This is a genomic window from Achromobacter sp. UBA4530 (assembly GCF_002388205.1).
In the GTDB taxonomy this organism is placed as follows: domain Bacteria; phylum Pseudomonadota; class Gammaproteobacteria; order Burkholderiales; family Burkholderiaceae_B; genus Achromobacter; species Achromobacter animicus.
In genome coordinates this window covers 153,039-176,476 of sequence record NZ_DGMA01000025.1, presented here as the reverse complement: position 1 = coordinate 176,476, position 23,438 = coordinate 153,039, and the positions used below count along the sequence as shown (strand labels likewise).

Genomic DNA, 23,438 nt, shown 5'->3' with positions numbered 1-23,438 from the left:
CATGAGTCTTGATCGCGTCTCCCCTGGCAAGAAGCTGCCCGAAGACTTCAACGTCATCATCGAAATCCCCATGAACGCCGACCCGGTGAAGTACGAGGTCGACAAGGATTCCGGTGCGATCTTCGTTGACCGCTTCATGCTGACGGCCATGCACTACCCGTGCAACTACGGCTACATCCCCCAGACCCTGTCCGAAGACGGTGACCCCGCCGACGTGCTGGTCCTGACGCCGTTCCCGATCCAGATCGGCGCCGTCGTGCGCTGCCGCGCCATCGGCGTGCTGGAAATGGACGACGAGTCGGGCGGTGATGCCAAGCTGCTGGCCGTGCCGATCGAAAAGCTGTACCCCCCGTACCGCAACATCAAGTCCTACGAAGATCTGCCGACGGAAGACATCTCCCGCATCCAGCACTTCTTCGAGCACTACAAGGACCTGGAAAAGGGCAAGTGGGTCAAGGTCAAGGGCTGGAAGGGCGTGGACGCCGCACACGAGGAAATCGTGCGCAGCGCCGAGCGCTACACCAAGGGCTGATCGGGCTATCGGCCAGCCGGCATCATCGCGCCGGCTGGCACTTTCCTGCGGCGCGGCCGCGACGGCTGCGGCCAGTCGCAGCCGCGCCGCTGTCTTATGGGCGCCCGATCCATCCGGCACTCGCTTTGGCCGCAGAAAGGGCTACACTCGCGAGTGCTTTTTCAAACGCCCGGCCGCCCAACAACAACACCGCCCCATCGCGGGGTCACAGGGCAAGCCAAGCGCGCGCGCGTCGGGGTAATATTTTTCCCGGTTTTTCCGGTCACGTATTTGTCATAGGTTGATAGCTCATGGACTACGTTTTGCCTCCCCAGCCGCCCGTCGCGGTTCCCGTTGCCGGCAGCGCCGCGCTGTTCCCCGTGCGCCGCGTGTATTGCGTCGGCCGCAATTACGCCGAACACGCCAAGGAAATGGGTTTCACCGGCCGTGAAGATCCGTTCTTCTTCTGCAAGCCCGCCGACGCGGTGCTGTTCGTGGCCGATGGCGAAACCGGCAAGATGCCGTACCCGCCCAAGACGTCCAACCTGCACTACGAAATGGAGCTGGTCGTGGTGCTGGGCAAGGGCGGCCGCGACATCCCCGTCGATCAGGCCAACGAATGCGTGTGGGGCTATGCGCTGGGTCTGGACATGACCCGCCGTGACCTGCAAGGCGAAATGAAGAAGCAGGGCCGTCCCTGGGAAATCGGCAAGGCGTTCGACCAGTCCGCGCCGCTGGGTCCCATCCACCCGCGCAGCGTGGTCGGCACGCTCGACAAGGGCGCCATCTGGCTGGACGTCAACGGCGAGCGCAAGCAATCCAGCGACATCTCGCAGATGCTGTGGAACATTCCGGAAAGCATTTCTTATCTGTCGGGCCTGTTTGAACTGCAGCCCGGCGACATCATCTTCACCGGTACGCCTGAAGGCGTGGGCGCCGTGCGCCAAGGTGACGTGATCACTGGCGGCGTCGAAGGCCTGGGCGAACTGCGCGTGCAGATCGCCTGAGCATAGGCGCTTTCATCTTTTCATTTTGGAGTTAGAGCATGCGCGGCAAGTTTGTGCTGACTGCCTTTGTCGTATTCGGCTTCGTGCTGGCCGGTTGCAATACCGTTGCCGGCATGGGCAAGGATGTGTCCCGGGCGGGCAATGCCATCACCAACGCCGCCGACAAATAATCGGCGCGCGGCAGTGAAAAAAAGCCCCTTGAGCAATCAAGGGGCTTTTTTGTTGCGAGCGCGAAGAAGAACTACAGCACGTCGCCCGCGTAGTCGGCCAGACGCGAACGTTCGCCGCGTTGCAACGTGACGTGGCCGGAGTGCGGCCAGCCCTTGAAGCGGTCGACCACGAACGTCAGGCCGGAGCTGCCTTCGGTCAGGTAGGGGGTGTCGATCTGGGCGACGTTGCCCAGGCAGATCACCTTGGTGCCGGGACCCGCGCGGGTGACCAGCGTCTTCATCTGCTTGGGCGTCAGGTTCTGCGCTTCGTCGATGATGAGGTACTTGTTCAGGAAGGTGCGGCCGCGCATGAAGTTCAGGGACTTCACCTTGATGCGCGAGCGGATGAGGTCCATGGTAGCCGCGCGGCCCCAGTCCCCGTTGCCTTCGCCATCACCCATGTTCAGCACGTCGAGGTTGTCTTCCAGCGCGCCCATCCAGGGCAGCATCTTTTCCTCTTCGGTGCCAGGCAGGAAACCGATGTCTTCACCGACAGGCACCGTGACGCGCGTCATGATGATCTCGGTATAGCGCTTGGTTTCGAGCACCTGCGTGATGCCCGCCGCCAACGCCAGCAGCGTCTTGCCGGTGCCCGCCTGGCCCAGCAGCGACACGAAGTCGCATTCCGGGTTCATCAGCAGGTTCATGGCGAAGTTCTGCTCGCGGTTGCGCGCCGTGATGCCCCAGACATTGTTCTTGCCGTGGGTGTAGTCGCGCAGGGTGGCCAGCACCGCCATCTTGCCGCTGACTTCGCGCACCTGCGCGTACAGCGGCATCTGGCCTTCGAAGTAGACGAACTGATTGACGACGAACTGCGAGCACAGCGGGCCGTGGATGCGGTAGAAGGTGGTGCCGCCCTGTTGCCAGGATTCGACGTCCTTGCCGTGCTTGTTCCAGAAGTCTTCGGGCAACTGCATCACGCCCGAATACATCAGGTCCGAGTCTTCAAGGACGTGGTCGTTGAAGTAGTCTTCGGCGGCCATGCCCAGCGCGCGCGCCTTCAGGCGCATGTTGATGTCCTTGGACACCAGCACGACCTCGCGCTGCGGGTACTTTTCCTGCAGGGCGCGCACCACGCCCAGGATCTGGTTGTCGGCCTTGCCCATCGGCAGGTCCGAGGGCAGGGTGCTGTGGATGGCCGTGGTCTGGAACATCAGGCGGCCCGTGGCATCCTTGTTGCCCAGCTTGGCCAGCTCAAGGCCTTCGTCCAGGTGCGTGGCGTCCTGCACCAGCGAATCGAGCGACCGGCTGACCTGGCGCGCGTTGCGCGCGACTTCCGACATGCCCTTTTTCTGGTGGTCCAGTTCTTCCAGCGTCATCATCGGCAGGAAGATGTCGTGCTCTTCGAAGCGGAAGAGCGAACTGGGATCGTGCAGCAGCACGTTCGTGTCCAGCACGAACAGCTTGCGAGGTTCATTCTGGGCGCGCGCCTTGCCGCGCTTGGCGGGGGCGGGCGCGGCCTTGGTCTGCTGGCGCGCTGGGGCGCGAGCGGCCGGCGCGGCGGGGGGCGGTGCCTGGTGAGCGGGCGACGGCGTGTGGGCTTTGCGTGCCGGCGCCGCCATGCCTTCAAGTTCTGGTTGTACCAGCAGTTCGTCCTCGTCTTCGGCGAGGGCTGCCTGGGTGTTGGACCGCGCAGCGGCAGTCTTGGTGGTGCGGGCCTGCGCCCGGGCGGATTCGCCCGAGGGGAAGGTCAGGATGGCTGCGGGGCGGGTAGGCAACTTCGGAAGCGGCATATGCGTCACTCTCCTGTTTGGGCCGGCTATAGCGCCTGACGGGTTTCCTGTGCGGCTAACCGATGCTTTTGGCGGCTTGCAGGACTTCCTTGGCGTGGCCCGGGACCTTCACCCCGCGCCACTCCTGCACCAGCACGCCATAGGCGTCGATCAAGAAGGTGCTGCGTTCGATGCCGCGCACCTGCTTTCCATACATGTTCTTCTGCTTGATGACGCCGAACAGGTTGCAGACGGTTTCGTCGGCGTCGGAGATGAGAGGGAAAGGAAGCTCGTACTTGGCCTTGAAATTCTCGTGCGACTTCAGCGAGTCGCGCGAGATGCCGATCACGATCGCACTGGCCGACAGGAAGTCGCCATGCAGATCGCGGAAATCCTGGCTTTCGGTGGTGCAGCCGGGCGTGTTGTCCTTGGGGTAGAAATACAGGATCACGGCCCGCCCCTGGCATTGTTCAAGGCTGATGGGGCCTATCGTGCTTTCGGCGGTGAACAGCGGGGCGGGTTTGCCTATGCTCGGCGTCATTGACTGGTAGCTCCATTGGGCGGGATGAGGGCGACGACCACGCGCCGTCCCTCAGCCATCAGGATGTTGTAGGTGCGCGAGGCGGCGTGGGTGTCCATCGTTTCCACGCCAATGCCCACGGCCAAAAGGGGACGCAATACTTCAGGGCGCAGGAACTGCTGCTTGCCGCCGGTGCCCACCAGCAGGACTTCGGGCGCGTTGGCCGGCCGGCTGGGCGCGGCTTCCGGGGCATCCAGAAAATCCAGGGGGTTGCGGGCGGGCTCGGACAATCCGGCTGCCTGGAGCAAGAGGGAGGAGGTAATGTCGGCCGGCGACTCAACGGGCCAGATGGTCACTTCGCCTTCGGGGCCGAAAGCGACCGAGGAGGAAAAACGTACCTGGTTGACCTCGATATAGCCATCGCCGTAAGCGGTGACAGTGTTAAGAGCGGCCGTCGCAGGATCGGTATGCAGCTTCAATAAAAACTCCGGCTATACGTGCTTGATAATAGCGCATCGGACACGGCGCATGTTGCAACGTATCCACGAGGGAAAAGGGGCTTTTTTTTCCCATTTGCCCCTCAGGCGTCGTTGCGCTAGATTACAGGGTTTTGCTGCGCTGCAATCGTGTGCTGGCGCGGTTCTAAGCTCCCCTTTCCCCTTCGCGCGACCGCGCCCTGGTCTTTTTGCCTTTTCGCCCCTAAGGATTCCCATCATGAGGAAGTTCTCTCGCATCGAGCGTTTGCCCCCGTACGTTTTCAACATTACCGGCGAGCTCAAGATGGCGGCGCGTCGGCGTGGCGAAGACATCATCGACATGTCGATGGGCAATCCGGATGGGGCGACGCCCAAGCACATCGTCGACAAGATGGTCGAGGCGACCAGCCGTCCCACCACCCACGGCTACTCGGTGTCCAAGGGCATCCCGCGTCTGCGCAAGGCGATCTGTGACTGGTATCAGCGCCGCTACGCGGTCGAGTTCGATCCGGACTCCGAAGCCATCGTCACCATCGGTTCCAAGGAAGGCCTGGCCCACCTGATGCTGGCCACGCTGGACCGCGGCGACACCGTGCTGGTGCCCAATCCCAGCTACCCGATCCACATCTATGGCGCCGTCATCGCCGGCGCCAACATCCGTTCCGTGCGCATGACGCCGGGCGTGGACTTCTTCGAGGAACTGGAACGCGCCGTGCGCGAATCCATCCCGAAGCCCAAGATGATGGTGCTGGGCTTTCCCAGCAACCCGACCGCGCAGTGCGTCGACCTGTCGTTCTTCGAGCGCGTGGTCGCGCTGGCCAAGGAACACGACATCCTCGTCGTGCATGATCTGGCCTACGCCGACATCACGTTCGACGGCTACGTGGCCCCGTCCATCATGCAGGTGCCCGGCGCGCGCGACGTCGCCGTCGAGTTCTTCACGATGAGCAAGAGCTACAACATGGCAGGCTGGCGCATCGGCTACATGGTCGGCAACCGCGAGCTCGTGAACGCGCTCGCGCGCATCAAGAGCTATCACGACTACGGTACGTTCACGCCGATCCAGGTGGCGTCCATCGCCGCGCTGGACGGTCCGCAGGACTGCGTGAACGAAATCGTGGCGCAGTATCAAAGCCGCCGCGACGTGCTCGTGCGCGGCCTGCATGAAGCAGGTTGGAATGTGGAAATTCCCAAGGCGTCCATGTACATCTGGGCGCAGATCCCCGAACCCTACCGGGCGATGGGCTCTTTGGAATTTGCCAAGCGTGTCCTGTCGGATGCGAAAGTGGCCGTGTCCCCCGGGATCGGCTTCGGCGAGTATGGCGACGAATACGTGCGCTTCGCTCTTATCGAAAACGAGCAGCGTACCCGCCAGGCGGTGCGCGGCATCAAAGATATGTTCCGCAAGGACGGTCTGCTGAAGTGATGAGTGCCCACCCCCGCAGCGCTGCGCGCTTCCCCCTCTAGGGGGCATGCCTGCGGACCGGCGGAGCCGGATCCGCGGCATCCCGATAAGGGGCGACCGCTTTCTTGCGGCGGGGGTGCTGCGAGGCATCACTTGGCATTACGGAGAACTGAAATGAATTCCCCTCAACGCCCGCCCGCAGAGGGCGGCGCGATGAAACCCATGAAGGTGGGTCTGCTGGGTCTTGGCGTGGTTGGCGGCGGCACGTGGACCGTGCTGTCCCGCAACGCCGAGGAAATCGCGCGCCGCGCTGGCCGCCGCATTGAAGTCGTTCGCGCCGCCGTGCGCGACGTGGAAAAGGCCCGCGCCCGCGTGGGCGATTCCATCGTGGTTGATACGGACGGTCACGCGCTGGTGCGCGATCCTGAGATCGACATCGTCGTCGAGCTCATCGGCGGCGACACGCTGGCCCGCGAGCTGGTGCTGGAAGCCATCGCCAACGGCAAGCATGTGGTCACGGCCAACAAGGCGCTGCTGGCCAAGCATGGCAACGAGATCTTCGCCGCCGCCTCTGAGCGCGGCGTGATGGTGAACTTTGAAGCCGCCGTCGCCGGTGGTATCCCCATCATCAAGGCGATCCGCGAAGGCCTGACCGCCAACCGCATCCAGTGGGTGGCCGGCATCATCAACGGCACCACCAATTTCATCCTGTCCGAAATGCGTTCGCGCGGCCTGCCGTTTGCCGACGTGCTGGCCGAAGCCCAGCGGCTGGGTTACGCCGAAGCCGATCCCACGTTCGACGTGGAAGGCGTGGACGCCGCGCACAAGCTCACGCTGCTGGCCTCGCTGGCATTCGGCGTGCCGGTGCAATTCGACCGCGCCCACATCGAAGGCATCTCGCAACTGGCAGCCGAAGACATCGAGCACGCCGAGCGCCTGGGTTACCGCATCAAACTGCTTGGCATCACCAAGCGCCGCCCCGACGGCATCGAGCTGCGCGTGCACCCGGCGCTGGTGCCGTCCGAGCGTCTGCTGGCCAACGTCGAAGGCGCGATGAACGCGGTGCTGGTCAAGGGCGACGCCGTCGGCCCCACGCTGTATTACGGGCAGGGCGCGGGCGAAGAGCCCACCGCCTCGGCCGTCGTGGCCGACTTGGTCGACGTGACGCGCCTGCACACCGCCGATCCGGGCAACCGCGTGCCGCATCTGGCCTTCCAGCCGGACGCCATGTCGGACACGCCCATCCTGCCGATCGAACAGGTCAGCACGTCCTACTACCTGCGCCTGCGCGTCGACGATCAGCCGGGCGTACTGGCGGACATCGCCCGCATCCTGGCCGACCGCGGCATTTCCATCGGTTCGATGATCCAGCAACCGTCGCACATCGGCGGCGCGGACATCATCTTCCTCACGCACGAGGCCATGGAAGGCAACGTCAACCAGGCCATCGAGCGCATCGAATCGCTTCCGTTCGTGCGGTCCAAGGTGACGCGTCTGCGCGTGGAGAACCTGACCTGATGAAGCCTGGCTCCCTCGCCAGGGAGTCCGGCCCATCGAGGAGCCATTGATATGAAATACATCTCGACGCGCGGCGGCATGGCCCCGCTCGAATTCTCCGACATCCTGCTCGAAGGCCTGGCGCCCGACGGCGGGCTGGCCGTGCCGCAGACGCTGCCCCAGGTCACTGCTGACACGCTGGAATCCTGGCGCGGCCTGTCGTATGCCGACCTCGCATTCGAAGTGCTGTCGCTGTTCGCCACGGACATTCCCGCGGACGACTTGCGCCGTCTGACCCGCGCCGCCTACACGCCGCAGATCTTCAGCAGCGAGGACATCGTGCCGCTGCGTCCGCTCGACGGCGGGCTGTCGTTGCTGGGCTTGTCGGAAGGGCCGACGCTGGCGTTCAAGGACATGGCCATGCAGTTTCTTGGCCAGGTTTTCGAATACGTGCTGGAAAAGCGCGGCACCACGCTGAACATCGTGGGCGCCACCTCCGGCGACACGGGCTCGGCGGCGGAATACGCGCTTCGCGGCAAGAAGGGCGTGGCGGTGTTCATGCTGTCGCCGCATGGCCGCATGAGCGCCTTCCAGCGCGCGCAGATGTACTCGCTGCAAGACGAGAACATCCACAACATCGCCGTGCGCGGCGTGTTCGACCAGGCGCAAGACATCGTCAAGTCGCTGGCCGGCGACCTGGACTTCAAGAGCCGGTATCGCCTGGGCGCCGTGAACTCGATCAACTGGGCGCGCATTGCCGCCCAGGTCGTCTACTACTTCCACGGCTGGCTGCGCGCCACCGAACGCGCCGGACAGCAAGTGTCCTTTGCCGTGCCGTCGGGCAACTTCGGCAACATCCTGTCGGGTCACATTGCCCGCCGCATGGGCTTGCCGATCCGCCGCCTCGTGCTGGCCACGAACGAGAACAACGTGCTGGAAGAGTTCTTCCGTACCGGCGTGTATCGTCCGCGTCCCGCCGAGCAGACGTACGCCACCTCCAGCCCGTCGATGGATATCTCGCGCGCCTCCAACTTCGAGCGCTTCGTGTTCGATCTGGTGGGCCGCGATACCGATCGCGTGAAGGCGCTGTGGACGGCGCTGCCGCGGGATGGCGCGTTCGATCTGTCCGACATGAAGGATCAGTTCGAGTCGCAGTATGGCTTCGTGTCGGGCGCCAGCTCGCATGTGGACCGTCTGGCGACGATTCGCGCCTTGTACGACGCTACTGGCGTGCTGGTCGACCCGCACACCGCGGACGGCGTGAAGGTCGCGCGCGAATTCGTCGAGCCGGGCATCCCCATGCTCGTGCTGGAGACCGCGCTGCCGGCCAAGTTCTCCGAGACCATCGAGGAAGCGCTTGGCCGTCCCGCGACGCCGCCCGGCAACCTCGCCGATCTTGAATCGCTGCCGCAGCGCGTCGAAGTGATGGACTGCGACGAAGCGTCCGTACGCCGTTTCATCGAGGCGCACGCCAAGGTGTAAGCACGCTTGCCGCTTGTATACGGTTGCAACCCCTCTCAGGCGCCCCCTTAGAGGGGCTTTTCTTTATTGGGGCCGGGTCCGATTACGTTCTTAAGCATTTTGCGCACAACCCGACACGATTTCGGGGGTCGATTCGGCTAGAGTGAAATCACTATTCAACACTCGGAGAACACGACCATGAACCTGAAGACCATGACGTTGGCCCTGGTGATGACCGGCGTTGGAGTACTGGCCGGATGCTCGTCGCCTTCGGTTATCAACCAACGCGACGGATCTTCGACCGTAGCGCCCGACGAGCCCGAATACGACAAGAAGTCGGGCATGTATGAATACGAACAGAACGGCAAGAAGGTTCAGATCAACAAGGACGACGTGAAGTCGATCGAAGAGGTCAAGTAAGCCAGCCTGACTCTTTACTGTCTGCACCAAGCAAAAGCCCCGGCTGTCATGGCCGGGGCTTTTGTTTTGGTGCGGAACGAACGGGCGCAGTTTACTTGCCCGCGTCCTCGGCGTGGTAGCGGCCCACGCGTTCGACTTCGTTCTTGGAACCCAGGATCACGCTCACGCGCTGGTGCAGCTTTTCAGGCTGGATGTCCATGATGCGCTGCGTGCCGTTGATGGCCGCGCCGCCCGCCTGTTCGATCAGGAAGCTCATGGGGTTGGCTTCGTACATCAGGCGCAGCTTGCCGGCCTTGCCGGGTTCGCGCGCGTCCCACGGGTACATGAAGATGCCGCCGCGGGTCAGGATGCGATGCACGTCCGCCACCATCGAGGCGATCCAGCGCATGTTGAAATCCTTGCCCAACGGGCCGGTGGAGCCAGCCAGGCAGTCGTCGATGTAGCGCTTGACCGGCGGGGCCCAGTGCCGCATGTTCGACATGTTGATGGCGAATTCCTTGGTGTCTTCCGGCACGCGGATGTTCTCGTGCGTCAGCACCCACGATCCCATTTCGCGATCCAGGGTGAAGCCCACGACGCCGTTGCCGATGGTCAGCACCAGCATCGTCTGGGGACCGTAGACGGCGTAGCCGGCCACCACCTGCTTGTTGCCCGGCTGCAGGAAGTCGTCTTCGCAGACGGGGGCGCCCGACACATCATGCGGCGCGTGCAGCACCGAAAAGATGGTGCCGATGGAGACGTTCACGTCGATGTTCGACGAGCCATCCAGGGGATCAAACAGCAGCAGGTATTCGCCCTTGGGGTAGCGGTTAGGGATCAGATGGATGGTTTCCATCTCTTCCGAGGCCATGGCCGCCAGGTGGCCGCCCCATTCATTGGCTTCCAGCAGGATCTCGTTGGACAGCACGTCCAGCTTCTTCTGGACTTCGCCCTGGACGTTTTCGCTTTCCAGGCTGCCAAGCACGCCGCCCAGCGCGCCCTTGCTGACCGCATGGCTGATGGCCTTGCAGGCGCGCGCCACCACTTCGATGAGCAGCCGGACTTCCGGCGCCAGGGCTTGGGCGGAGCGTTGCTGCTCCACCAGGTATTGAGTCAGTGTTTTACGTTTCAAAAGGATCTCCCTATGCGGCGAATTCTAAAGCCTTGGATACGATTTCCTGCACGTTGCGCGACAGACCGTCGTGCTGGCGCACTTTTTCAAGCGCGGCCTGCATGGGCGCGCGCAGCGTGGGGACGAAGCGCGACCAGTTGTCCAGCGCACGCGCCAGGCGCGCGGCGATTTCCGGGTTCAGCGCGTCCAGCGCCAGCACCTGCTCGGCCCAGAAGGCATAGCCCGAGCCGTCCGGATGGTGCATGCCGCGGGCGTTGTTGAGGCAGAACTGGAAAATCAGCGCGCGGGCGCGATTGGGGTTGCGCAGCGTGAAGGCCGGGTGCTTCATCAGCTCCCGGGCGGTCTGCACGGTTGTCGAGCGGGCGGCCGCCTGCAACGCGAACCACTTGTCCACCACCAGTGGATTGGCGCTCCATTTCGTATAGAAAGCGGCCAGCGCCTGCTGCGGGAAGTCGCCTTGTCCGAAATTGATCAGGGCAGTCAGCGCGGCCATGCTGTCGGTCATGTTGCCCGCATTGGCGTACTGTTGTTCGGCCAGGCGCTGGGCTTCGGGCTCGCCGGCCGCCATCAGGTGGCTGAGCGCCAGATTCTTCAGGGCGCGCATGCCGGCGGGAATCGGGGCAGGGCTGTACTCGCCCGGCGTCTGGTTCTCGTCGAAGGCGCGGCGGAACTCGGCCTGGAGTTGACGGCCCAGTTCGGCGCGCAGGAAGTCGCGTGCCACGGCCAGAGCGGGCGGATCCACCTGCTGCATGCGTTCGGCCAGTGTCTTTTCCGACGGCAGCGCCAAGGCGCGCGCACGGTAGGCGGCATCCAATGCGGGATCGGTGAGCAACGCGCGCCAGGCGTCGATGAAAGCCGCCTCGGCGTGCAGCGTACGGCCCGCCTGGCGGGCGTCCGCGAGCGCCAGAATCTGGCGGGTGGCCAGTTCCTGGCCGGCTTCCCAGCGCGCAAACGGATTGCCGTCGTGTGCGGACAGCAGCGCCAGTTCTTCGTTGGACCAGTCGTAATCCACGATGACCGGCGCGGAGAAGTCGCGCAGCAGCGAAGGCACGGGCCGTTCGGCGATATCTTCGAACACCCATTGCTGGCTTTGCGTGGTCAGTTCCAGCAGTGCGGTGTCCACGACGGCGCCCTCGTGGCGCAGCGGCAGCGCATTGCCATCGCGGTCCAGCAGGCCGATCGCAAAGGGAATGAGGAAGGGCGCTTTGACGTAGTCCGGGCCGGCCTTCTTTTCGACGCCGACGGGCGGGCACGACTGGGTGAGTGTCACGGTGCAACGGCGCGCGGCGGCGTCGTGATCGAGCCTGACCGAAACGCGGGGCGTGCCGGCCTGCCGGTACCAGCGGCGAAACACTGACAGGTCGCGGCCGGGATGCTGCTTGACGTAAACCGATTCCATAGCGGCGACGAAATCGTCGCACGTGACGGCCTGGCCGTCGTGGCGGCGGAAGTATTCGTCCATGCCCGCGCGGAAGCCGGTTTCGCCCAGCAGCGTGTGCTGCATGCGGATGACCTCGGCGCCTTTTTCATACACGGTGGCCGTGTAGAAGTTGCCGATCTCCTGGTAGCTTTCCGGACGGATCGGATGCGCCATGGGGCCGGCGTCTTCGGGGAACTGCGCGGCGCGCAGCGCCACGACGTCATCGATGCGCTTGACGGCGCGCGCGCTGGCCGCGGCTGCGGCGTCCATGTCGCGCGCCATCATGTCGGCGCTGAATTCCTGGTCGCGGAAGACTGTCAGGCCTTCTTTCAGGCTCAGTTGGAACCAGTCGCGGCAGGTGACGCGGTTGCCGGTCCAGTTGTGGAAGTATTCGTGCCCGATTACCGATTCAATACCTTCGTAGTTCGCGTCGGTGGCCGTCTGCGGATCGGCCAGCACGTAAGCCGCGTTGAAGATATTCAGACCTTTGTTTTCCATGGCTCCCATATTGAAGTCATGGACGGCCACGATCATGAAGCGGTCCAGGTCCAGTTCAAGCCCGAAGCGGCTTTCGTCCCAGCGCAGCGAACGCACCAGCGAATCCAGCGCCCATTCGGTCTTGGTTTCGGAGCCGGGGTCGCTGTAGACCTGCAGCAGCACATCGCGGCCACTGACCGTCTTGACTGTGGTTTCGCGATGCGTGAGGTTGCCCGCCACCAGCGCGAACAGATAGCAGGGCTTGGGGAACGGATCTTCCCATTCGACCTCGTTGCGGCCGTCGGGCAACTGGCGCGAGGCGATCAGGTTGCCGTTGGACAGCAGCACGGGATACTCGGGCTGCGCGCGCAGCGTCACGCGATAACGCGACATGACGTCGGGGCGGTCAGCAAACCACGTAATGCGGCGGAAGCCTTCGGCCTCGCATTGCGTGAAGAAATTGCCGCCCGACACGTACAAACCCATCAGGGTGGAATTGGCGGACGGCTTGCAGCGGCTGACGATTTCAACCGTGGCGTCGGCAGGCAGGCCACGCAGCGTGAGGGTGTGCTCGGACAGCTGGTAGCTGGCGGCGGGCAGCGGCTCGCCATTCACGCCTACCGACACGAGTTCCAACTCTTCTCCGTCCAGGATCAGGACGGCGTCGGCGCTGGCCTCAGGCCTGCGCTGCACGTGCATCGTGCAGCGCACTTCGGTCGCGTCGGGCGCGAGGTCGAAGGCGAGGGCGACTTCGGGAATTTCGTAGGGGTAGGGCTGGTAATCCTTGCGGTAAACGGTAACGGGCGTGTCGGTGCGCATGGGATTTGCAGTCCTGTATGAACAAGAAGGCTATTGTAGTGGCTGGCCGATGAGCGGAACCTTGGGCTTACGGGCTAGCCTGAAAACTTTTGGCAAGCGCTTATGTCAAAGCTCGTTATGATGGCGCCGTCGTGCGCTGAAGGAGTTGCAAATGTCCAGGTCGTCTTGGTTCAGCAGTCTTGGCCGGTGGGCCGGTATTCTTGCCGTCCTGGGGGCGATGACGTTGACGGGCTGCGCCGCGCCGACCGTCTCGGCCCGCGTGACGTCGTTTCAGCAATGGCCGGCGGCTGTCGAAGGCCAGACCTATCAGTTTGTTCCCGCCGACCCATCCCAAATCAATAATCTGGAATATCAGTCGTTCCAGGACATGGTGCGCGCGGGTATCGGCGCTACGGGTCTGGTCGAAGCCCGCCAAGGCGTAAAGGCCCGCTTCGAGGTGTCGTTCCGTTATGGCACCACACAGACGCAGGTGATGGTGCGCCGTCCGTACGATCCGTATTTCTATGGCGGCTATGGCGGTTTTTATGGGCCAGGACCGTGGGGCATGGGCGCGGGTTTCTGGGGTCCGGACTGGGTCGACGTGCCCATGGTGGTCCAGCGCAATTCGCTGTCGCTCTTCATACGGGATACCCAGCAGGGCGGTGCCGAGGTATACCGTTCGACCGCCTTCATTTTGAGCGAGCGCGATGATTTGCTTCGCACCATGCCCTATCTGGTGCGCGCCATATTCGACAATTTCCCCGGCAATAACGGCGCTGAACGAGAGATTCAATTCCCCGCGCGTTGAGCCGGGAAGGTTCTCGGCGGTGGTTTCCTAAAATAAAAACGGCGCACCATGATGGTGCGCCGTTTTATTTCTTACTGAGGAATAGGTTTTATTCCTTGATAAGAAAACTCTCGCGGGTTGCGCCGCCGGCTTCTTCGGCAGCGAGCCAGCGCGGCGCCTTGCCGCGGCCGCTCCAGGTTTCTCCGGTTTGCGGGTGGCGATACTTGGGCGCCACCGCGCGCTTCGCGGCGCCGCCTGCGCGGGCGGGGGCGCTGGCCTTGCGGCGGCCACCCGTGGCAGCGCGGGCGGGCTTGCCGGCGCCGTAGGCGGCGATGATTTCTTCAGGCGTGATGTCGTACTCGCGCATCGACGTGATGATGGACGTGATCACCGGCTTGCGGCGCTTCGTCTGGAGGACTTCGGCCTTCTTTTGGAGCTTGTTGATTTCCTTTTCGATCTTTGCTTGCAGAGCTGCGTAGGTTTCTCGGGCCATGGTTTATTCCTGATTATGGAACTGCTTTAATCGCCGGCGAAGTTATGTTTATTTGTTGTGCTTCGCATAATACAGAATTTAAGTCGGGGTATCGCCATTCTCAGACTAATTACTTTGTATCAAAAGCGCGGGAAGGCTTATCGCTTGCGGGTCGCCGCAATTTTCACAACATAGGAAGCAATATCTTAAATTTGGGACAAACTGAAACAAGTGGCCGCTTGGCTAACGGGTTTGCATTGGGATCGTTAATTGTCGGACAACTCCAAGAATGGCTTGCAGGCTGACGAAATCGTCGGTCTGCAAGCCAGTGCGGGGAACTATCGAAGCGCGTCTGGCGTCAATAACCGAGCGCTCGCTGCGTGCTGAATTTGTCGCAAACGCACGCGTTATACATTATGGCTTTGTGACCCCCTGCGGTGGTATACCCCCGGAACAACGGTGTTCCGTCCCTCGGATTTCATTTTGTTGTCAGGTCGTACGACAAGATCGAAATCGTCTGATAGGCAATGCGGTCCGGGCGTAATTGCTTAACTTGATACTTAACTTGATGCCCAGTATGCCGCCCCCATCTGTATGGGCAAGATAATGCGAGATCATTTTGTCCCGCATAGCGTGCCGCATTTGCCACTACGGCGCACCGCGACTTTTGGTGTCCGGCGCGACGCCGGGTCCTTGTCGGCGGTACGATACGGTCTTGAGCGCCATGACGCGCATGCGCGGCCCCGGTGCCGTTCCTGAACTGAGCCTATGAAAATCATCGATCCCGCCATTGCTTCCCTGGCCACCGCCAAATCCCTTCTGCTCGACCCCTGGGGGCTGACCGAAGCGGACATGGCGCGGGCACTGGGTGAAATCTTCACCCACAAGGTCGATTACGCCGACCTGTATTTCCAGTACACGCGCAGCGAAGGCTGGAGCCTTGAAGAAGGGATTGTGAAGACGGGAAGTTTCTCCATCAGCCAGGGCGTGGGTGTCCGGGCCGTCAGCGGCGAAAAGACCGCATTCGCCTATTCGGATTCCCTGTCTCCCGACGCGCTGCTGTCGTCGGCGCACGCCGTGCGCGGCATCGCGCGCCGCGGCGCCGGCAAGGTCAAGGTCGCCGCTCACGTCGAGGCCGAGATCGGCCGTAGCCTGTATGCGGACATCGACCCCGTCGCCAGCCTCAGCGCGCCCGAAAAGGTCGCACTGCTCGAGCGCATCGAGCGCATGGCGCGGGCGCGCGATCCCCACGTGATCCAGGTCATGGCCGGACTGGGCGCGGAATACGACGTGGTGCTGGTCGCGGGCAGCGACGGCCGCCTGGCCGCAGACGTGCGTCCCCTGGTGCGCCTGTCGCTCACCGTGATTGCCGAACGCAATGGCCGTCGCGAAATGGGTCACGCCGGCGGCGGTGGGCGGCTGGGCCTGGCCTACTTCACCGACGAGATGCTGCAGGGCTATGTCGAGCGCGCCGTGCACGAAGCCATGGTCAACCTCGAGGCGCGTCCCGCACCGGCCGGCGAAATGACGGTTGTCCTGGGCTCGGGCTGGCCTGGCATCCTGCTGCACGAAGCCGTCGGCCATGGCCTGGAAGGCGACTTCAACCGCAAGGGATCCAGCGTGTTCTCCGGCCGCATCGGCGAGCGCGTGGCGTCCAAGGGCGTCACCGTGATCGACGACGGCACGATTCCCGACCGCCGCGGTTCGCTCAACATCGACGACGAAGGCAATGCCACGCAGCGCAATGTCCTGATCGAAGACGGCATTCTGCGCGGCTACATGCAGGACACGCTGAATGCGCGCCTGATGAAGACCGCGGCCACCGGCAACGGCCGCCGCGAGTCCTTCGCGCACCTGCCGATGCCGCGCATGACCAACACGTACATGCTGGCCGGCGACAAGCCCGCCGACGAAATCGTCGCCTCGGTCAAACGGGGCCTGTATGCCGTCAACTTTGGCGGCGGCCAGGTCGACATCACCAACGGCAAGTTTGTGTTCTCGGCCTCCGAGGCCTACATGATCGAAGACGGCAAGGTTACGTATCCGGTCAAGGGCGCCACGCTCATCGGCAATGGCCCCGACGCCATGAACCGCGTCACCATGATCGGCAACGACCTGCAGCTGGACTCTGGCGTGGGCACCTGCGGCAAGGACGGCCAGAGCGTGCCCGTCGGTGTCGGCATGCCGACGGTCCGCATGGAAGGCCTGACGGTCGGCGGCACGGCCTGATGGCATAAATGGGGGCGGCATCCGGCAAAAATCCGGCGTGACGCCCTCAAAAAACTGTGCTAGAGTCGGTCCCCATGAAATTCGCGTCCCCCGCCTTTTATTTTTATTTTTTTGGTTTTCTGAAGCCGCTGGCGGAGGAAGGGACGCGCTCAATCTGAAGTTTGGACAGAATCCCCCCAAAAAAGCCGCCAGCAGATCTGGCGGCTTTTTTTATGCCGCCGTGGCGGGCAACCCAGGAGCAGTACCGTGTCGCACAACACCGATGACCTTCGTATTCGAGAAATCAAGGAACTGAATCCGCCCTCGCACGTGATGCGCGAGTTCGCGTGCACCAAGGAGGCGTCCGAGACCGTCTTCGCCGCGCGGCAAGGCATGCACCGCATCCTGCACGGCATGGACGATCGCATGATCGTCGTGATCGGTCCGTGTTCCATCCACGACACGCGCGCCGCCATCGAATACGCCAAGCGTTTGAAGCCCGTGCGCGACCGCCTGAGCGCGGACCTGGAAATCGTGATGCGCGTGTACTTCGAGAAGCCGCGCACGACCGTGGGCTGGAAAGGCCTGATCAACGATCCCGACCTGGACGGCAGCTTCGACATCAACAAGGGCGTGCGCGTCGCCCGCGAACTGCTGCTGGACATCAACAGCATGGGCTTGCCGGCGGGATGCGAGTTCCTGGACATGATTACGCCGCAGTACATCGCGGATTTGGTCTCCTGGGGGGCGATCGGGGCGCGCACGACGGAGAGCCAGGTGCACCGCGAGCTGGCGTCGGGCCTGTCGTGTCCGGTGGGATTCAAGAACGGCACGGACGGCAACGTGAAGATCGCCGTCGATGCGATCAAGGCGGCCTCGCAGCCGCACCATTTCCTGTCGGTGACCAAGGGCGGCCATTCGGCCATCGTGTCCACGGCGGGCAACGAGGACTGCCACGTCATCCTGCGCGGCGGCAAGACGCCGAATTACGACGCGGCCAGCGTGGACGCCGCTTGCCAGGACGTGTCCAAGGCCGGTCTCGCGCAGCGCATCATGGTCGACGCCAGCCACGCCAACAGCAGCAAGAAGCCGGAGAACCAGCCGCTCGTCGTCGAAGACGTGGCGCGCCAGATGGAAGCCGGCGATGCGCGCCTGGTCGGCGTCATGGTCGAAAGCCATCTGCTGGGCGGCCGCCAGGACATGGTGCCGGGCCAACCGCTGGTGTACGGCCAGAGCATCACCGACGGCTGCATCGACTGGGATGCGTCCGTGGCCGTGCTGGAGCGCCTGGCGCAAGCCGTGCGCGAACGCCGCCGCGTGGCGCTGACGTCTGGCAAGTAAATCCGGCAAGTGATTCCGGCAAGCGATTCCGGAAAATGAGGGGGGTTCACGCCGCGCACCGTCAGCCTGGGGCGGTGTGCGGCGCAGCACGCGAGGCGGCGTAGAATATTCGGATTATCGAACCCGGGAAACCACGAGATCATGAACGCTCCCTTGCACGCCGAATCGTTGCGCCGCGCGGTTCCGGCCGCCTGTCTGGATGCCCTGCGTGCGCACTTTGGCGACCGCCTGTCGGAATCGGCCGCCGTGCGCGAACACCATGGCCGCGACGAATCGCCTTACCCCGCCATGCTGCCCGACGCCGTGGTCTTCGCGCACTCGACGGAAGATGTCGCATTCGTCGCCAAGGTGTGCAACGAGCACCGCGTTCCCTTGATTCCGTACGGCGCCGGCTCGTCCCTCGAAGGCCACATTCTTGCGATCCAGGGCGGCATCAGCCTGGACCTGTCGCAGATGAACAAGGTTCTCGCCATCAACGCCGAAGACCTCACCGCCACGGTGCAGGCCGGCGTGCTGCGCAAGCAGCTTAACGAAGAGATCCGCAGCACCGGTTTGTTCTTTCCGATTGACCCGGGCGCCGACGCCAGCCTGGGCGGCATGGCCGCCACCCGCGCGTCTGGCACCAACGCCGTGCGTTACGGCACGATGCGCGAAAACGTCATGTCGCTGACCGTCGTCACCGCGGACGGCCGCATCATCCGCACCGCGGGCCGCGCCCGCAAGTCGTCGGCCGGCTACGACCTGACGCGCATTTTCGTGGGCAGCGAGGGCACGCTCGGCATCATCACCGAAGTGACCGTGCGCCTGTATCCACAGCCCGAAGCCGTGTCCGCCGCCGTCTGCAATTTCCCGACGCTGGACGCCGCCGTGCAGAGCGTGATCGAGATCATTCAGATGGGCGTGCCGATCGCGCGCGTCGAGTTCATGGACGCCGCCAGCGTGCGTGCCGTCAACCTGCACAGCAAGCTGACCCTGCGCGAAACGCCACTGTTGGTATTTGAATTTCACGGCAGCCCCGCCGGCGTTCAGGAGCAGGCCGAAACCGTGCAGGCCATCACGGCCGAACACGGCGGCATGGACTTCGAATGGGCCGAGCGTCCCGAAGACCGCAGCCGCCTCTGGACTGCGCGCCACAACGCGTATTTTGCGGGCCTGCAGTTGCGTCCCGGCTGCCGCGCCAGCACCACCGACGTCTGCGTGCCGATTTCGCGCCTGGCCGACTGCGTGCGCGACACCGTCGAGGAACTGGACCGCGCAAGCTTCCCGTACACCATCGTCGGCCACGTGGGCGACGGCAACTTCCATGTGCTGATGCTGCTGGACGCTGACAACGCGCAGGAATGGCAGGAATCGGAAGCCATCAATCACAACCTCGTGCGCCGCGCCATCGCTGCCGATGGCACCTGCACGGGCGAGCACGGCGTCGGCCTGCACAAGATGCAATTCATGGCGGAAGAACACGGCGAAGACGCGCTGGATCTGATGCGCAGCCTGAAGCACGCGTTTGACCCGAACAACATCCTGAATCCAGGCAAGATCGTGTCCTGGTAATCAACAGGGGGAGGCTGCAAACGCCTCCCTCGATCCGTCAGCGCCTGCTGCTTTTACGCGACAGGCTGCTTCACGGTTTACGGCCGGTTACGTATGAACTTGCCGCAAATGCCGGTAAATGCGTCAGGTGCGGGTAAATCCCGGCCTGATTAACATGGGCACACGCGCTATTGTTGCGCTCATGAATTCACTGGTCGAAACCGGCCTGGCACAAGCGCAGGCGCCTTATTCGCAGCAGCAGCTCATCGAGGCGTTGTCGGCCGCGTTGCCCGCGCACTGTGTGCTTTATCGCGAAGAGGACACCCGTCCTTACGAATGCGATGGCCTATCCCTTTACCGCTCGATTCCCGCGGTCGTCGCCTTGCCCGAAACGGAAGCGCAGGTGCAGGCCATCATGCGCATCTGCAAGCGCCTGAACGCGCCTATTGTCGCGCGCGGCGCCGGAACGGGATTGTCGGGCGGCGCCATGCCGCACAGCCAAGGGGTGTTGCTTGGGCTGTCCAAATTCAACCGGATCAAGCATATCGACCTGGCCAGCACGACCGCGATCGTCGAGCCGGGCGTGCGCAATCTTGCGATCTCCGAAGCCGTGTCGCCGTATGGGCTGTATTACGCGCCGGACCCATCGAGCCAGATCGCGTGCTCCATCGGCGGCAACGTCGCGGAAAACTCTGGCGGCGTGCATTGCCTGAAATACGGCCTGACCGTGCACAACGTGCTGCGCGTGCGTGTGGTCACAATCGACGGCGACGTGGTCGAACTGGGATCGCACGCGCCGGACGCGCCCGGACTGGACCTGTTGTCTGTGTTCGTCGGGTCTGAGGGCATGCTGGGCGTCGTGACCGAAGTGACCGTCAAGCTCATTCCCAAGCCGGCCTGCCAGCAGGTCGTCATGGCCAGTTTTTCCAGCGTCGAGGCGGCAGGCAACGCGGTCACGCAGGTGATCGCGGCAGGCATGATTCCGGCGGGTCTTGAAATGATGGACCGCCGCGCCACGCACATGGTCGAGCCGTTTGTCCGCGCGGGCTACGACATGGACGCGCAGGCCATCCTGCTGTGCGAATCGGACGGCACGCCCGAAGAGGTGGCGCACGAGATCGCGCGCATGGAGGCCGTGTTCCGGCAAGCCGGCGCCACGCGCTGCCAGGTGTCGGCATCCGAAGCGGAACGGTTGAAATTCTGGGCGGGGCGCAAGAACGCGTTTCCGGCTGCCGGGCGCGTGTCGCCCGATTACTACTGCATGGACGGCACGATACCGCGCCGTCATCTGGCGCGCGTACTGGGCGCCATTGAACAGATGGAAGACGAATTCGGCCTGCGATGCGCCAACGTCTTTCATGCCGGCGACGGCAATCTGCATCCGCTGATCCTGTTCGATTCGAATAAGCCGGACGAGGTGGAGCGCGCCGAGAAATTCGGTGCGGCCATTCTTGAGCTGTGCGTGCAAGTGGGAGGAACCGTGACCGGAGAGCACGGTGTGGGAATGGAGAAGATAAATCAAATGTGCGTGCAATTCTCTCGCGAAGAACTCGACGCGTTCCTGGCAGTCAAGCGGGCCTTTGATCCGCCGTGCCTGCTGAATCCTGAAAAGGTCATCCCCACGCTGGCACGCTGCGCCGAATACGGCAAGATGCACGTCCATGCGGGAGAACTGCGCTTCCCCGATCTCGCCCGTTTCTAGGACGTATCCCTTATGGATTTTGTCCTGTCGGAATTGTGCGACCAGGTCATGACGGCCCGTGCCGGCCACAAACCCCTGTTCGTGATGGGCGGCGGCAGCAAGCGGTTCTACGGTAACTACCGTCCCGTGCGGCCGCAGGATGGCCATTGCCTGCTGGATATGACGCCGTACCGCGGCATCGTCAGCTACCACCCATCCGAACTCGTGGTGACGGTGCGCGCCGGCACGCCGCTGGCCGAACTGGAGGCCGCGCTTGCCGAGCACGGCCAGATGCTGGCTTTCGAGCCGCCGCATTTTGCGCCGACCGCGACGGTGGGCGGCTGCGTCGCGGCCGGCCTGTCGGGCCCGCGCCGCATGAGCGCCGGCGCCTTGAAGGATTTTGTGCTCGGTGCGCAACTGCTGGATTCGGAAGGACGCATCCTTTCCTTTGGTGGCGAGGTCATGAAGAACGTGGCGGGCTATGACGTGTCGCGCCTCCTGGCCGGCTCGCACGGCATCTTCGGCGCCATCCTGGAGGTGTCGCTGAAGGTCGTGCCCAAGCCGATGGAAGAGATGACGCTGGCGTTGCCCGCGACGCAAGCGCAGGCGCTGGCCAACTTTGCCTTCTGGCGCGGCAAGCCGCTGCCGATCTCGGCATCGAGCTGGTCAAGCGATGCCGACGGCGCGGACGGCATGACGATGGTGCGCCTGTCGGGCGCGCCGCCCGCGCTGGCCAGCGCGCGAGCGCTGATCGGCGGCGATGTGCTGGCGCCCGATGCGGCCGACGCATGGTGGCGGTCGTTGCGCGAGCAGACGCACCCGTTCTTTGCGCCAGACCGGCCATTGTGGCGGCTGGCCCTGCCGCCAACCACCGCCGATCTGGAACTGGGGCCGATGCTGGTGGAGTGGGGCGGTGGCCAGCGTTGGCTGAGCGGTCAGCGCGATGCCGCCGAAATGCGCGATATGGCGGCCCGACATGGCGGTCACGCGACGCTGTTCCGGCCCGCCGATACCCCGCCGCCCGCCGATGGCGTGTTCCATCCGCTTGCGCCGGGTGTCGGCGCAATCACCCGCAGGCTGAAGCAGGAACTCGATCCCGCCGGCCTCTTCAACCCCGGCCGCCTGGTCCTGGAGCTGTAGGACATCATGCAAACCAATCTGGCTTCCTGGGCGAGCGGCACCGATCTGGGCAACGAGGCGGACGCGATTCTGCGCCGCTGCGTGCATTGCGGATTCTGCACGGCCACCTGTCCGACGTATCAGGTTCTGGGCGACGAACTGGACAGCCCGCGCGGACGCATCTATCTCATCAAGCAGGTGCTGGAGGGCAAGGAGCCCACGCAATCCACGCAGCAGCATCTGGACCGCTGCCTGACCTGCCGCAATTGCGAGACCACCTGCCCGTCCGGCGTCGAGTACGGCCACCTCGTCGACATCGGCCGCAAGATCGTGGACGAGCGCGTGGAGCGGTCGTGGGGCGACAAGACCAAACGCACGTTGCTGCGCAAGGCAATGCTGTCGCCGATGTTCGCGCCTGCCATGCGTCTGGGTCAGAGCCTGCGCGGCATCCTGCCCCAGGCCCTGCGGCGCAAGGTGCCGGAACGCCGCGACGCCGGACCGCTACCGCAGGTGGCGCGACACGATCGCCAGGTCCTGATGCTGGCGGGCTGCGTGCAGCCTGCCATGATGCCCACCATCGACGCCGCCACCATCCGCGTGCTGGATGCGGTCGGCATCGGCGCGCGCATCGCGCCGGGCGCCGGTTGCTGCGGCGCGGTCAGTTTTCACCTGGACGCGCAGGACGAAGCCGTGGCGCAGATGCGCGCCAACGTCGACGCGTGGTGGCCGCTGGTGCAGGACGGCAAGGTCGAGGCCATCGTCATGAATGCGTCGGGCTGCGGCGCCATGGTCAAGGAATACGCGCACCATCTGCGCCACGACCCAGCGTATGCGCAGAAAGCCGCCGACATCGTGGCGCTGGTGAAGGACGTGGCGGAGATTGTCGCGCCGCACGCCGACATGCTGCGGTCGCGTCTGCCGGCCGGTACGCGGGCATCGTTTCACCCGCCGTGCACGTTGCAGCACTGGCAAGGGCTGCGGCCGTTGTCAGAGCAATTGCTGGTCGATCTGGGATTTGAGCTGCAGCCGTTCGCGGACAAGCATCTGTGCTGCGGATCGGCGGGCGCGTATTCGGTATTGAATCCGGACATCGCGCTGGAGCTGCGTGACCGCAAGCTGGGCGCCATCGCGGTGGGCAGTCCCGATGTGATCCTGTCGGCCAACATCGGGTGCATCGGCCATCTGCAAAGCGGCACCGATACGCCGGTGCGCCATTGGGTCGAAGTGGTCGACGAGCAGTTGCGCCGCGCTGCGCAGGGCTAGCCGGCCGCGCAGC

At 63.9% G+C, this 23,438-nt stretch carries 20 protein-coding genes; 14 read left to right on the top strand and 6 right to left on the bottom strand.

Annotated features, from left to right (window positions below; all coding sequences use genetic code 11):
• Position 1 precedes the first annotated feature (1 nt).
• From ppa to B2W22_RS17740, 3 genes are all read left to right on the top strand, one after another.
• A complete protein-coding gene (gene ppa, locus B2W22_RS17750) occupies positions 2-532 on the top strand; it encodes an inorganic diphosphatase (protein ID WP_175124630.1) in 531 nt (176 codons plus the stop codon).
• A gap of 290 nt (positions 533-822) precedes the next feature.
• A complete protein-coding gene (locus B2W22_RS17745; RefSeq protein WP_128827800.1) occupies positions 823-1,518 on the top strand; it encodes a fumarylacetoacetate hydrolase family protein in 696 nt (231 codons plus the stop codon).
• Positions 1,519-1,556: 38 nt separating this feature from the next.
• Positions 1,557-1,688: an entericidin A/B family lipoprotein gene (locus B2W22_RS17740; protein WP_056567326.1), complete on the top strand. Its 132-nt coding sequence runs from the start codon at positions 1,557-1,559 to the stop codon at positions 1,686-1,688.
• Positions 1,689-1,759: 71 nt separating this feature from the next.
• Here the strand turns inward: B2W22_RS17740 and B2W22_RS17735 are convergent, their stop codons facing one another.
• The 3 genes from B2W22_RS17735 to B2W22_RS17725 are packed head-to-tail and all read right to left on the bottom strand — an operon-like array spanning position 1,760 to position 4,438.
• Positions 1,760-3,460, bottom strand: coding sequence for a PhoH family protein (locus B2W22_RS17735; protein ID WP_175138774.1), 1,701 nt, complete (start codon positions 3,458-3,460; stop codon positions 1,760-1,762).
• Between the two features lie 55 nt (positions 3,461-3,515).
• Positions 3,516-3,980, bottom strand: a complete 465-nt coding sequence (locus B2W22_RS17730) for a peroxiredoxin (RefSeq protein WP_286939014.1) — start codon at positions 3,978-3,980, stop codon at positions 3,516-3,518.
• Positions 3,977-4,438, bottom strand: a complete 462-nt coding sequence (locus B2W22_RS17725) for an Mth938-like domain-containing protein (protein ID WP_175124628.1) — start codon at positions 4,436-4,438, stop codon at positions 3,977-3,979. Before B2W22_RS17725 ends, B2W22_RS17730 begins: the two co-directional genes overlap by 4 nt.
• Before the next feature lie 235 nt (positions 4,439-4,673).
• On the opposite strand from B2W22_RS17725, the gene alaC reads away from it, so the two are divergent.
• From alaC to B2W22_RS17705, 4 genes are all read left to right on the top strand, one after another.
• On the top strand, positions 4,674-5,861 hold the full coding sequence (gene alaC, locus B2W22_RS17720; RefSeq protein ID WP_056567313.1) for an alanine transaminase: 1,188 nt from the start codon (positions 4,674-4,676) through the stop codon (positions 5,859-5,861).
• A 192-nt stretch (positions 5,862-6,053) separates the two neighbouring features.
• A complete protein-coding gene (locus B2W22_RS17715; RefSeq protein ID WP_175138809.1) occupies positions 6,054-7,358 on the top strand; it encodes a homoserine dehydrogenase in 1,305 nt (434 codons plus the stop codon).
• A 51-nt stretch (positions 7,359-7,409) separates the two neighbouring features.
• On the top strand, positions 7,410-8,819 hold the full coding sequence (gene thrC / locus B2W22_RS17710) for a threonine synthase (RefSeq protein ID WP_286939012.1): 1,410 nt from the start codon (positions 7,410-7,412) through the stop codon (positions 8,817-8,819).
• Between the two features lie 177 nt (positions 8,820-8,996).
• A complete protein-coding gene (locus B2W22_RS17705; protein WP_056567306.1) occupies positions 8,997-9,218 on the top strand; it encodes a YgdI/YgdR family lipoprotein in 222 nt (73 codons plus the stop codon).
• A 91-nt stretch (positions 9,219-9,309) separates the two neighbouring features.
• On the opposite strand, the gene B2W22_RS17700 is transcribed toward B2W22_RS17705, so the two are convergent.
• Both B2W22_RS17700 and pepN read right to left on the bottom strand, forming a co-directional pair.
• Positions 9,310-10,329, bottom strand: coding sequence for a class 1 fructose-bisphosphatase (locus B2W22_RS17700; protein ID WP_175124626.1), 1,020 nt, complete (start codon positions 10,327-10,329; stop codon positions 9,310-9,312).
• A 10-nt stretch (positions 10,330-10,339) separates the two neighbouring features.
• A complete protein-coding gene (gene pepN, locus B2W22_RS17695; RefSeq protein ID WP_286939010.1) occupies positions 10,340-13,045 on the bottom strand; it encodes an aminopeptidase N in 2,706 nt (901 codons plus the stop codon).
• Between the two features lie 151 nt (positions 13,046-13,196).
• Between pepN and B2W22_RS17690 the strand changes: the two genes are divergently transcribed.
• On the top strand, positions 13,197-13,832 hold the full coding sequence (locus B2W22_RS17690) for a DUF4136 domain-containing protein (protein ID WP_175124624.1): 636 nt from the start codon (positions 13,197-13,199) through the stop codon (positions 13,830-13,832).
• Positions 13,833-13,920: 88 nt separating this feature from the next.
• Here B2W22_RS17690 and B2W22_RS17685 read toward each other — a convergent pair whose 3' ends face one another.
• Positions 13,921-14,304 carry an H-NS family nucleoid-associated regulatory protein gene (locus B2W22_RS17685; protein WP_056567295.1) on the bottom strand — a complete coding sequence of 128 codons (384 nt, stop codon included), beginning with the start codon at positions 14,302-14,304 and terminating at the stop codon, positions 13,921-13,923.
• Between the two features lie 747 nt (positions 14,305-15,051).
• Between B2W22_RS17685 and tldD the strand changes: the two genes are divergently transcribed.
• From tldD to glcF, 6 genes are all read left to right on the top strand, one after another.
• Positions 15,052-16,512, top strand: a complete 1,461-nt coding sequence (tldD, locus tag B2W22_RS17680) for a metalloprotease TldD (protein WP_286939007.1) — start codon at positions 15,052-15,054, stop codon at positions 16,510-16,512.
• Between the two features lie 246 nt (positions 16,513-16,758).
• On the top strand, positions 16,759-17,832 hold the full coding sequence (gene aroG / locus B2W22_RS17675) for a 3-deoxy-7-phosphoheptulonate synthase AroG (RefSeq protein ID WP_175124622.1): 1,074 nt from the start codon (positions 16,759-16,761) through the stop codon (positions 17,830-17,832).
• A gap of 141 nt (positions 17,833-17,973) precedes the next feature.
• Positions 17,974-19,383, top strand: a complete 1,410-nt coding sequence (locus tag B2W22_RS17670; protein WP_175124621.1) for an FAD-binding oxidoreductase — start codon at positions 17,974-17,976, stop codon at positions 19,381-19,383.
• A 181-nt stretch (positions 19,384-19,564) separates the two neighbouring features.
• Complete coding sequence (locus tag B2W22_RS17665; protein ID WP_175124620.1) at positions 19,565-21,064, top strand: FAD-linked oxidase C-terminal domain-containing protein; 1,500 nt, start codon at positions 19,565-19,567, stop codon at positions 21,062-21,064.
• A gap of 12 nt (positions 21,065-21,076) precedes the next feature.
• Entirely contained in the window at positions 21,077-22,183 is a 1,107-nt protein-coding gene (glcE, locus tag B2W22_RS17660; RefSeq protein WP_286939004.1) for a glycolate oxidase subunit GlcE, read from the top strand.
• Between the two features lie 6 nt (positions 22,184-22,189).
• On the top strand, positions 22,190-23,425 hold the full coding sequence (gene glcF, locus B2W22_RS17655; protein WP_175138769.1) for a glycolate oxidase subunit GlcF: 1,236 nt from the start codon (positions 22,190-22,192) through the stop codon (positions 23,423-23,425).
• The last annotated feature ends 13 nt before the right edge of the window (positions 23,426-23,438 follow it).